This window comes from Taibaiella chishuiensis (assembly GCF_003014535.1).
GTDB classification, from domain to species: Bacteria; Bacteroidota; Bacteroidia; order Chitinophagales; family Chitinophagaceae; genus Taibaiella; species Taibaiella chishuiensis.
Genome location: NZ_PYGD01000002.1, coordinates 579,120 through 591,531, shown reverse-complemented (window position 1 = coordinate 591,531; position 12,412 = coordinate 579,120). Strand labels below are relative to the sequence as shown.

Genomic DNA, 12,412 nt, shown 5'->3' with positions numbered 1-12,412 from the left:
CTGACTATTAATTTTTAATTGATAGTGCAAAGCTAGAACGGGGTCGCGACAGCCTTATGTCAGGGGTAAAAAAACTCAGTGGTATTTATCAAAATACTCCTGCAGGGTCATGGTATGCGGTTCAAATTTGCCGGTAAGTATTTCCATTTGCCGGATCCTGTCGAGGCGAAAAAAACGGAATTCCATACGTAACCGGCACCAGGCGATCAGGAGCCAGTTTTCAGTGGTACTGACCAGGGCAAAGGGCTCGATAATCCTAACGGAAGTTTTGTGCTGCTCATTGGTATATTCTATTTTAACCGGGCGGAAATTGGTCAGGGCATTTTGTAGCTGCGATATATTATTGCTGTTTCTTTCCCGGTTCAGGTTTTGCTCGAAACGGGTACGGTCGGCCAGCAGGTTGGCCTTATCCTTTTCTGACTGTCTTAAAACAGCCTTTATTTTATCTACCGCTTCCGTATAGTCCCTGATAAAAGAAGTGTCTTTATTCTTCAACACCAATTGTTCGGCAAGGATAAGCGCATTGGCCTGGCTTTCGGAAAACATGACCGGCGGGATCCGGTATCCATCCATGAGGGTATACCCCCTGCCCTCTTCGGTAAGTATGGGTACGCCGGCCTGCTCCAGCGCCCTGATGTCGCGGTAGATGGTCCTTACGCTTACCCCGAATTTATCGGCAAGACCCGGGGCCGTCAGTAAACGCTTCGTCTGCAATTGCGTCAGGATCGCAACCAGCCGCGAAAGTCTTTTAGTATCGTTGTCATTCATAGGCGTTCCTTTTGTGGCCAAAAGCGACATCCGCACACCGGTCCCGGGGCGGATAGCAGTCTTTACGTTCAGGGTCAAATGTACAACATGTCTTATTGGTTTTGCAAATGGTTGCCCCTGCGGGATGAACGTCATGCTGCTGCTGCGGATCCGCAAAAGCTGCCCGGGTACTATCTTATTGCATAAATAGTTTATGATTGACAAAAAAAAACTATTTTTCCGCCAAACCAGTGGTTCATGCGCAACCTATTATTGACTGTTCTGTGGTATACACTTTTCTTATCCCCTGCCTTTACCCAGGAATTCAGTTATACCCGTTATGATACCAAAGACGGGCTTGCCAACTCGACGGTATACAATATGTGCCAGTCCAGGGACGGATTTATCTGGTTCGGTACCGAAACAGGGTTAAACCGCTTCGACGGTTGCCGGTTTAAAACGTTTACCACAGCCGACGGCCTGCCCAGCAACCAGGTGTTGAACATCTGGGAGGATAGCCGCGGCAGGTTATGGCTCATGACCTTCAAACCGGCAATATGTTATTATGCCGGTGGCAAAATCCATAACCGGGACAACGACAGTATTTTAAAAAAGATCGACATCCATAGCGGCTGGAATTCGATAGCAGAAAGCCCGGATGGCGATATCATCATACAGGAGCCCTATATCACTCATGTAATTCAACGGACAGGCAATGTGATTACCTATCCCTGGGGTGCGCTTAATTCACAAAAGTCCGTGCCTGTACTTTTTAACATTAAAAATTTTTCGGGTCAGCTCCCGCTTAATTTTGTGAACCTGCCCGGCAAAATCCGCAATGCAGTTCGACCTGACTGGATTCTCCTGTACCAATCCGCACCGGCAGACACCCCTTATTATGCCTTTGCCGGCTGGGATAGCGTTATCTTCATGTCAGCCTCCGGGACCCAAAATATACATGCTCCCTATGCGCAACAGAGACAGGTTTTTTTAAACCGCAACCAATACATCATTTACAACCGGCACAAGGGCCTACGCATCTTTGATCGGGATAAAAATACCGTCTCCGCCAGCTATCTTTCCGACTATATTATTAACGCGGTGATCAAAGACCGGGAACAAAATCTCTGGTTTTCCACCCAGGGTTCGGGCGTATTTAAAATCAGTCCCAACAGGTTCAAAAACCTGTTTATAAACAGGATAAAAGGAGACACCTATATTTGCGATATTCATAAAGTTGGCTCTTCCGTTTGCATAGGGACCAAGAATAACGAATACTGGAAGTTTGATCCGGTCAACGACCTGTTTTTTCAACAAGAGGCCAGTAATACAACCAGACCCGTTATTACAAACGATCAATTTTTAGAACAATTACCGGGGCGAACCCTATTCCAGCTCGCCAACTCCGACTTTCTGAACATCGCCCGCATGGATACCATCCCCTCCTTCTGGGGCAAAACCATACAAGTACTCCGGGACACCTTGCTTTCTGCCAATTGCTTTGGCGTATTCGAGATGAATGCCAGACATAAAAAACTGATCAGAACCCTATACCCGTATCGGGCAACCTGTGCCTATAAACAAGGGGCAATCTACTATATCGGTACCCTTCAAGGCCTGTATGCGACTACCGGCGGCAATACGATTACAGACATGGGGCGGCAGTTTCCTGCATTCAAAAATAATATCAGCACCTTCGCCGAAAGTGACGACGGCACGCTTTGGATCGGGACGAACGGCGGCGGTGTATACGGTTACAGGGCCGGCAAAATTATCGCCCGGCTCGACCATTCATCGGGGCTCAACAGCGATATGTGCAGCAGTCTTTTTGCATCCGGCAACAAACTCTGGGTAGGCTCGGAAAAAGGCCTCAACCAGGTTGATATTACACCCGGCGTTTATAAAGTGGTTTCGAATATAACAGCAAGCGATGGGCTAAATTCGAACATTGTAAATACGATTTACGTGGACGGGCATTTTGTCTATATAGGTACTCCGGTTGGCATCACCGTGTTTGACGAAAGAACGGTACGGACGCATGGCACCTGTTACCTGAACATGACGGGCATTATCGTTTCAGGACAGCCTGAAGATACCCGGCAACACCATCTCCTGTTGAAACACAAAGACAACAACATCTCCTTCGAATATTCGGGTATCTCTTTCCTCTCGGGCGGTGATATCACGTATAAATACCGGGTGCTGGGTCTGGACGACACCTGGAAGTACACCAGGGAGGCCGTACTCACCTACCCCGCCCTGCCATCGGGAAACTATACGCTCGAGCTGATCGCGATCAATAAATTCCGGGACGAGAGCAAGCCGCTGCGGTACCATTTTGAAATTGAACAATCCCTATGGGAAACCACATGGTTTAAAATCGTGCTGGCGCTGGCAGGCGTGCTTATCATCACCCTGGTGGTACGTTATATCATCCTGCTGTCGCACCGGAAAGAGAAGAAGCAACTCCTGATGGACCACAAAATAAAATCGCTCGAGCAAATGGCGCTGCGGGCCCAAATGAACCCGCACTTTATTTTTAATTGCCTTAACTCGATGCAGCGTTATATTATCGACGGAGATATTAAGCGCGCCAACTTTTACCTGTCCCGCTTTGCCGAGCTTGTCCGGGAAACGCTTGATAATGCCGCACGGATCTTTATCTCCGTAGAAGAGGAGGTCCGGTACCTGTCCCGTTACATAGAGCTGGAACGTTTACAGACCAGGGATGCATTTGACTATACGATCGATATTGATCCGCGTATCAACCCCGCACAGCTTATGATCCCGAATATGGTATTACAGCCCTTTGTTGAAAACGCGATAAAACATGGCCTGGACCATCCTGGCATAAAAGGCAAACTCACCGTTTCGTTTAAGCTCCTGGACGAGGAGGAGGTATTGCAATGCATCGTAGCCGACAACGGTCCCGGCATAAAAGCCGGCACAGCATTAAAACAACAGCATGGCCGGCAGTTCGCGGCGAAAGGCATATCGATAACCGACAAACGGATACGAACACTCAACCAGCTGGCGCCGGGTGCGCCGCCCATACAAATACAGGTAATCGATATCGGGCAGCAGGAAAGCAGTATAGGTACCGGTACCAGGATTATTATTAACCTTCCTATTAAATACTATGATCAAGAGCGTAATTATTGATGACAAATCGGCCAATACAGATACCCTGGAAAAGCTGCTGGCTCTGTACTGCCCGCAGGTTCAGATTTGCAGCACTGCCGGCAATATCGAAGAGGGTTATAGAGTCATCCGGGAATACAAACCATCCCTTATCTTCCTGGATATTGAAATGCCCAATGGCAACGGGTTTGACCTGCTGAAGAAATTCGATACCCTTACTTTCGAAGTCATCTTTACAACGGCTTACAACCAGTATGCCGTCCAGGCTTTCCGCGAAAACGTATTGGACTACCTCCTGAAGCCTATCGACATCGAAGCGCTGCAACAGGCTGTAACCAAGGCCGAGCAACGCATAAGCCAGAAGCAAACTAACGACTACCTGGTCAAATACCTGCAAAACCTGCAGCCGGCAAACAATACCAAGATCAGCATCCCGGTGCAGGATGGTTATCTTTTTCTCAACTACCAGGATATTATCCGTTGCGAGGCCTCCGACAGCTATTCTTTTTTCTACACCACCGATGGTAAAAAGATACTGACAAGCATGCGGCTCAAAGAATGTGAAATGCTGTTGCCGCCTGGCCAGTTTTTCAGGGTACACCACTCGCATATCATTAACCTGCAGTACCTGGTCCGGTATATCCGCGGCAGAGGGGGCAGCGTGGTGATGCAGGATAGGAGCACCGTAGAAGTGTCGGCCGGTAAAAAAGACGCTTTCCTGGAACGGCTGCGCAACGGCATCTGAACAAAACATACAAAAGAGGATATTCTGCAGGACTACGAACCCAGCTTACACAATGGCGTATTTCGTTTTTAAGGTTTTTTATTTAGCGCTATCATTGTACCGGTAAGCTTTTCAACGATCCGGCTACGGTAAGCATCCAAGCCGGGTTGGCCGGGTTTAGATCTAAGCTCAATGTAAAACCTTTCAAAAAAAATCTTATGAAAAAGAAAAAAATCGAATTAAATGCCAAGCTGTTTTTACGCAAAACGACGGTGAGTTTGCTGAATGACCTGGAAACCGTTACCGGTGGCGCTGGCAATTCCCTGCCGCCAACGAACTGTCCGTCTACGCCAACTTCTCCCTGTGCCATTTGCACCGTATCACAAAGACCGACCTGCACGCAGGCTTCGGCATGCGCCTCGGTAGTGGGACCCCTCGGTGTTTGTTGTGTAGTGACCCTGATGAATTGCGGTTAAGACAAATAATAAACCTGGTAAAAACAGGACATTCCTCCAGGACCACTGTTTTTACCAGGTTATACCAATACCGTTTTCCAGTACCCCGGATTGCCTGTCGCAGGCTGGTGGCCTCAAGTTGTTATACCACATGCCCCATGTTCTATTACCTATGAAATACGATGACAAACATCGGGGACAAACAATTCCCGGCCCCTTAGCCCTTCCGTAAAGACAACAGGAATGAACAACGGCGCAGCCCCGGGCCCTGCGCACAGCAACCGCATAATACCAAGCCAGGAACCAACTCCAAAGCCCTAAAAAACAACCAACTACCAGCTCCGCCCCTACCAGTCTCCATGAGCCAATAATAATAACCTAAACAACAAAACCATGATCCAATCAGTTACTACAGGATTAAGAAAGCGTGCTGCACTTGTTTTATTCGCAGCCTTAACTTCGGGCATTATCCATGCGCAGCAGTGCTTCACCAATTCGCTGGACATCTCGACGGGGTATAGCGGCACCACCACCACGTCGATTACCACTGCCGGCAACGCCGCTCCCGGCTGGACCGTTTCGGCTATGACGCCCGCAATGGCTGCCGCGGTTACACCGGTGTATTCGGCACCGGTACCGGCAATGGTCGTTAATAAATTTCCCGGCTGGGGCAACCTGCCCAACAGTGTGCAGTGGGTCAGCTATACACAGAATATGGCTTCCAATGGCTTTACGACTCCCGCAGCCAGCAACAATCCCAGCAATGCAAATAATTACATCATCGACTTTTCGCGTAGCTTCCGGACCTGTGGCGGAAAAATCAATTTCAGTATCGACATTCTTGCCGACAACTGGGTGTACCAGGTACTGGTAGATGGTTCGCCGGTAGCCTATCCCGCACAGGTAACCAATGGCGCCAATTATACCAACGCCCTCAGCATCACTCCATTTTCCCAAACGCTCAGCGCGGGTATCCATACCTTAACGATCCGGATCGGCGCTTACGTAGACCCGGTTATCACCACCAATAACTTCACCGGTATGAGCGCGCGCGTACAGCTTAGCGCAGCTACGCCAGTCCTGGTTTTCGGAGATGCCAGTTGTAAAGATGTTGCCTGTTCCGGCTGTTCGGATGAGTGTTACTGGAAAGTGCAGGGCAACAATATCATGAATGGCAATAACATTTTTGGCACGCTTACGCCCAATGCTATCAGGATCCAATCCAGCGCCACAGATCGCGGGATCATTACCAGTTCCGGTAACCTGGGCTGGAATACAACAACGCCCACGGCATTATTGCATGTAAATTGTTCCGGCTTCAACCCGGATGAGGGCTTCACCAGCTCCGATGTCCGGTTTGAGCGGCTTGAACCCGGCAAGGGCAATATCCTAGTGATCGACAAACAGGGTTATGTCTATGATAGCCGGATCGACCTGGATGCCCTGGCTAAGACCAACGGCCTTATTAACACATTACAGGAGGAAGTTGCCGCTTTGAAAAATGAAATGGCCGCTTTACGCAAAAAAATGGACATGCCTGCGCCGCCGGCAGGCAGTGACAACGAGTTGTACCAGAATACGCCTAATCCCTTTAACGGCGAAACCCGTATCGGGTACCGGATCACGGAGATGAACCAATCCGGTTTTATCCTGGTTTTCGATATGAACGGCAAAGAAGTCCTCCGCAGACAGCTCAACGAAAAAGGTACCGGCAGCATCCTGGTAAAAGGCAGCGACCTGGTTCCCGGCACCTATCTCTATACTTTGTATGTCGACGGACAGGAAATAGCAAGCCGGCGTATGGTAATAACCCGGTAGTACGGCGCTACTACTCTTGAAGCTGAAAATATCCTGCATACCTTCTACGATGCCCCTCCGGCCTGCAGCCGGGAAGCGTAACGAAGCAGGACAACAGCCCTTTGCACACGCCAACTATTACTGATAACATCTGTAGCAACCTCTCGCCAATCCTGGCAACTGGGGTTAAAAATGTCATCGGCCTGTTGCTGTAAGCGCTTCCTGCTGTATACCCGAAGCGCAGGGCAAATGCCCCGAAAGGCCACTCCCCGGAGTGGCCTTTTTTTGTTTGGTAATGCAGTCTGCCTTTATGAGCACCCAGTTGTCCTTACCTGCGTTCCTCTTTCAAAAGGGCTTTCGGCAGTCTCTTTTATCTTCCTGGCCGGGGCACAGTACTGCAGACAATACCACTGCAGATAAACAACAAAGCCACCTCAAGGGTGGCTTTGTCCGTCTGTTTGCTGCTGCTACTGCTTCATATCTCAATACATAATCACCGGGCAGCGCACAGTGCTTATACTTTACCTGGATATCGATACTTTACCCACGCTGCGTTGCTTATCCGTGATCAATTCTACATAATACATACCATTGGTCAGGCCGGAAACATCCAATGAAATCTCGCGCTCACCGGATTGTTTGCCGAAATCTTTATCTAGGACCACACGACCCGCAATATCGGTAACGCGAACGGTAGCGCCGGTATTCGCAAAGTTGTATTTGAAAGCAATCGTCCTGCTGGCAGGATTGGGGTATATCGCCAGGCCGGGCGCAGTACGGCCTGTAAACAGGTCGTCGATACCCGTCTTGCAGTCTATTTTAATGCCGGCGGCGGCAGCACGCGGCGCAATGTCCGCATCGAGCTGCAAATACCCGGCCGGGGGCGTTGCGGCGTTATAAAAGCTCACCCCAGCACAATATATCGCGTAGGTACCATCGGAGAAAGGCTTGAATACATCATTATAGTCATCACCAGGATCAGCCAGCCGTTCTATCTGCGAAAGCTTGGCTTTGTACTTGTAGTGTGCTATGGTATCGCCTGCGGGTACAGGCGCCGTAAAGTACTCCCCCATAATCCTACCGTCCGGAGTTAAAGGATCGAAGAAGAAGAAGGTATCCGTTACCCTTACGGTATCCGGCCCTGCATTGATAAACAAAAACTCCAGGTCGAAAGAGTCATTACAGGGCACAACGGTAAGCTCTGCGGTATCTGGTGTGATCCAGTATGCTCTTACTCCTGTTTTTCTTTGCTGGGCAAAGGCGCTGCAAATCATGGTTGTCAATAGTACTGCTGTTGTAATAAGTTGTTTCATCGTTCTACTTTGAGTTTAAAAAGTGATTCAAAAAGTAAAAATAGCCCTGATGAACAACGAACACTGAATACGCTAACACTATTTCGCCATTAATAACAGTCGTTCGCACTGACCCATACAATTTATACTATTTCACATTATTTAGCTTTTCATTCTCCGCTACAACATCCAATTTGGTAGTATAGTTATAATCCGTTTACTTAAATTGTTTTTTTGTTTTTACCCCGGCGGTTTCATCCTAAAGATGGACCGCTTTTTTTATAAAACCGGCGTAATAGGACCTGCTCTGCGTTGCCACCAAACAAAACAGCCTGCAGTAGCTGCAGGCTGTTTCACCGATCCCGGTTAGATATCCGTTTTTACTGCCTGGTAAATTTAGTATGGATTACGGCCCCATCCGCTCTTACCACAGATAGTATATATATACCAGGCAGCAGTTGCCTTACATCAAGCCTGTTACCTGCCGGCTTATGCAGCACACCGGACATCACCACATGCCCGCATATATCCCGCACCAGCAGCTTATCGTTTTCGGCCGCGCCGCCAACAACAAGTATATCGGTTACAGGGTTGGGACTAAGTATTATCCCATCGCCCGGCTTGCTGCCTGTCAACGACACGATCTTCGAGTATTTATAGGAGTTGTCCCGGTCCACCATCTTGATACGATAGTATACGCTTGCTCCATAGTTCACCCCGTCAATATCAGTAAACCCATATTGGTGGATACCGGTACGGTTATAGGCAGCAACGATACCGGCCTGTTCAAAATCGATACTATTAAAGCTCCGTTCAATTTCATAGTGGCGTACGCCCACCTCATCCGTTGTGGTCCAGGACACCAGGTTGCCCTGCTCTGTCCTGGCGGCATTAATGCGCAGCAGGTGCAGCGGTAAAGGCATGATGTCGCTATACTGCGCAAAATAGGCATGACGCGCTAACCCGTCGAGCGCAGGCAGATCCTGCGTACCACTACCCGGGTCAAAATCACAGCCGTTGCCACAGTAGTTATAGGAGCCGGTTACCAGGAAGCCGCCACCAGGAAGGATGCGCAACTGGGTGATATCGATCAAGCTCGTACCCTCGATAAAGCCGGCATTTAAAAACTGTCCGTCAGCATCTGCACTGATAAAATAAACATTACCGGCGCCGTTACAGGAGTGCGTAAAATTAGAATTGCCCGGATCAAAATTCACATTGGCACTCGAATACCGGCCGCTGATAATTAATCCGCCCCCCGGGGTTAGGTTCACCTGGTAACCCCAGTCATTACTTGAGCCACCAATCGACTTACCCCACAGCACATTGCCGGATGGATTTAACTTGAAGTAAAAGATATCATCCGATCCGTTCGAAGTAACGAGGTTTTGCCCGGCCGTAGGGTCCAGGTCGAGGTTTATGGTATAATAACCTACACCGTAGATGTTGTTACCGTTGTCTGTAGCCAGGCCATTGACTATGGAGTTGCCTGCACCTATAAAGCCATCCGCCCATTGAAAGTTGCCATTGGTATCCAGCTGTACCACGAATGCTTCATCCACATTTAAAGAAGTAAGATTATATACGCCGGGACCGGGGTCAAAATCAACAGTATTGCGGTAGGTGCCGCCCACCACTATTTTACCATCGCTCGTTGTTGTTAAACAAAATGCCCGGTCGTCGTCGACACCCCCGATCTGTTTCAGCCATTTGATCTGGCCGCTGGTGTCGGCCTTCATAATGAAGATATCGCGCTGCCCATTCGAGATGGCGGTCTGCGTGCCGTTTGCCGTAGTGTAGGTTAAAGTACCGGCGAGTCCGCCAACGAAATACAAATTGTTATCCAGGATTTTGATCGCCCTGGTTTCGGCGTTTCCGGGTATCGTCTTCGACCAGATCAGGGTACCATCTGCCGCATATTTTTTAGCGAGACCATTGGCGCCCGTTACGTATAAATGATCGGCAGCATCGATTTCCAGGCCACTTACTTCTATATCTGCCCAGCTTCTTACCCACAGGAAATTCCCGTTGGCATCCACCTTCAATAAATAAGCGCTGCTGAAGGGGTTGGCCGTAACTTCAAATACACCGGGACCGGGATCAAAATCTACGGTGCCCCGGAATGATCCCCCGATATAAATATTACCTGCAGGATCGCGGGTTATTTTCTGGGCATTTGCCTGTATGGTCGTATTCGGACCAAATGATTTTATCCATTGAAGGTTTTGAGCGGGCAAGGAACTGCAGCAACAGGCAAACAGCATTGCAAAAAGTAAAAGTTTCAGGTTCACGGTTTAAAGGGTTAAGGGTACAAGGTCAAAAAACCTGTAAAAATAAGCAAAGCCTTGCATGTAAAACCGCAGCTAACGATAAGGTAACAGGAGCCCGGTTACCCCGGGCCGGATCCGTTCTGTTTCAGCATTTATACGGGGTTTAATCATCAGCGCACACAAAGGCAGGGCCGGATACCCAGCCCTGCCTTTGTGTGGTTAGTCTCAAAGCTTTTTATCGCTGCAGGCTGAACTGCAACTTCAATATCTTAGTTTACAGGCTCTTTACCACCCGGATCACTTCGGCATTATGATCGACATCCGTTAGTTGTACAAAGTACATACCGGTTGCCAGCGCACGCAGATCCAGGCCCGCATTGGCCTGCGCCAGTCGTCCCTCCATCAGCAATGCCCCTACGGTGTTGTAGACGGCATAGCGATACCCGGCTGCAGGAAGCTCCAGGGTCAGCATACCGGTGGTCGGGTTGGGATAGTACCTGGCCACAGTTTGGCTGTTGCCGTTAATGCCTGTTGTACCCAGGTTTACCGTTTGACAGGTAACTGAAGTATCGCAGGCATTATACACCTTCAGGCATACCGTATAGGTTCCCTGCTGCGCGTAGGTATGGTTAACATCGGCGGTAGTACCTTTTGCGCCCGCATCTCCGAAGTCCCATTCGTATGTAACACCTGCTACGGTTGGTGCATGAAAGGCGACATCGTTGTTATGCTTCGTATACGAAAAGGCCGACAACGGTTCCGGGGAATGCCTTTTCCAATAGGCCAGGCTATCATATACGATCGCTTTGGCCGCCTGTTTGATGATATTGGCATCGGCTACCGGCAACCCGCCGGTAAAGGCATTCAGGCTGGGATCCTTGCCGAAAAACATCGTATAAAAACCGGAAGCGGCGATAAAGGATCCCGCCGGCGAAGGATGACTTCCATCGGGAATATAAAGCGTGATACCGGGATGATTCGTCCGGATGTTGCGCCATACGCGGCCTACCGGGCATAACTGTGCGGCGTTATCCTCCGCCATCTTACTGTAGCGAAGCTGCAGCAGATCGTCCATACCGGCATAAGTACAGACCTCGGGGTGGTTGGCACAATTCTGTGTATCCCCGATCTGCCTGCCCCAGGTCATATAAAAAACGGTCTTGGTGCATTTGTTGTATTTATGTACCAGGCTGTCCAGTTTTTTGGCATAGGGATATACATCGCGTATCACCTGGTATTCCTGGAAAGCAGGCGCCTGGCTTTGCTCCTGTAGTACGACGTAGTCCCAATTGCCCTCGGCAATTAAATTAAGCGTAGCCGGATCGGTGGCATGCTGCCGGAACCATCTCCCACCATCTATACTCTTTTTATACACGAGGCTGTCGCCACCGGCTGCAGCCATTTTAGCAATGATCAGCGGCAGGTCGTTGGTCGACGTATAACTATTGCCGATGAATAATACTTTTTTGATTTTGCCCTGAGCGTACAGGGAGCTGAAACTTAAAACGAGTACGGTCACGATGCCCTTCAATCTGTTCATAATAATGGTCTTTTTTTGACCATAGACGGCGCATAAAGGATGAAGGTTGGTTACGCAAACCGGGAGCAAAACAGCAATTACACCCGGAACAGAACCCTCCATCTGTACCAATCACGCGGCGTTTATGCCCACCTGTAATTACAATTTTAGCTATGCTGAAACCTTGTCCCGGAAGGCCTTTCAGCACAGAAACAAAACGACACAAATACTTTTTAAACAAAGTTTTACAGGACATTAAAAAACAAAATACCAGGAACCAAACCGGCTTTTCCTGGAGATCATTGTACCGCTTTTTACACCTGTATCCCCGGGGCTTCATCATTACGTTTACGCCTTGCAGATGGCAACTTTTAACGACGAAAACACGCCTGTTTAAAAACGTGCATAAATGATGTTTTTACATACAAATTGTAAGGTCAGAAAACTCAAAGTCCTTGCGCTATTGC

At 49.0% G+C, this 12,412-nt stretch carries 8 protein-coding genes; 4 read left to right on the top strand and 4 right to left on the bottom strand.

Annotated features, from left to right (window positions below):
- Positions 1–75: 75 nt before the first annotated feature.
- Positions 76–768 carry a helix-turn-helix transcriptional regulator gene (locus tag B0I18_RS10015; RefSeq protein ID WP_106522541.1) on the bottom strand — a complete coding sequence of 231 codons (693 nt, stop codon included), beginning with the start codon at positions 766–768 and terminating at the stop codon, positions 76–78.
- Between the two features lie 237 nt (positions 769–1,005).
- Here B0I18_RS10015 and B0I18_RS10010 point away from each other — a divergent pair, with 237 nt between their 5' ends.
- From B0I18_RS10010 to B0I18_RS09995, 4 genes are all read left to right on the top strand, one after another.
- Complete coding sequence (locus B0I18_RS10010) at positions 1,006–3,909, top strand: sensor histidine kinase (RefSeq protein WP_106522540.1); 2,904 nt, start codon at positions 1,006–1,008, stop codon at positions 3,907–3,909.
- Positions 3,887–4,633 (top strand): LytR/AlgR family response regulator transcription factor, encoded by a 747-nt coding sequence (locus B0I18_RS10005; protein ID WP_106522539.1) that lies wholly within the window; start codon positions 3,887–3,889, stop codon positions 4,631–4,633. The genes B0I18_RS10010 and B0I18_RS10005 overlap by 23 nt, the downstream gene beginning before the upstream one ends.
- A 197-nt stretch (positions 4,634–4,830) precedes the next feature.
- The gene (locus B0I18_RS10000; RefSeq protein ID WP_106522538.1) at positions 4,831–5,088 is read left to right on the top strand and encodes a class I lanthipeptide; all 258 of its coding nucleotides are present in this window, start codon (positions 4,831–4,833) and stop codon (positions 5,086–5,088) included.
- Positions 5,089–5,460: 372 nt separating this feature from the next.
- Positions 5,461–6,885, top strand: a complete 1,425-nt coding sequence (locus B0I18_RS09995; RefSeq protein ID WP_106522537.1) for a T9SS type A sorting domain-containing protein — start codon at positions 5,461–5,463, stop codon at positions 6,883–6,885.
- A 500-nt stretch (positions 6,886–7,385) separates the two neighbouring features.
- Here the strand turns inward: B0I18_RS09995 and B0I18_RS09990 are convergent, their stop codons facing one another.
- The 3 genes from B0I18_RS09990 to B0I18_RS09980 form a co-directional block, all read right to left on the bottom strand.
- Positions 7,386–8,177, bottom strand: coding sequence for a T9SS type A sorting domain-containing protein (locus tag B0I18_RS09990; RefSeq protein WP_106522536.1), 792 nt, complete (start codon positions 8,175–8,177; stop codon positions 7,386–7,388).
- Positions 8,178–8,536: 359 nt separating this feature from the next.
- Positions 8,537–10,447 (bottom strand): T9SS type A sorting domain-containing protein, encoded by a 1,911-nt coding sequence (locus tag B0I18_RS09985; protein WP_146146709.1) that lies wholly within the window; start codon positions 10,445–10,447, stop codon positions 8,537–8,539.
- 253 nt (positions 10,448–10,700) lie between these two features.
- A complete protein-coding gene (locus B0I18_RS09980) occupies positions 10,701–11,966 on the bottom strand; it encodes a PKD domain-containing protein (RefSeq protein ID WP_181358413.1) in 1,266 nt (421 codons plus the stop codon).
- Positions 11,967–12,412: the final 446 nt, after the last annotated feature.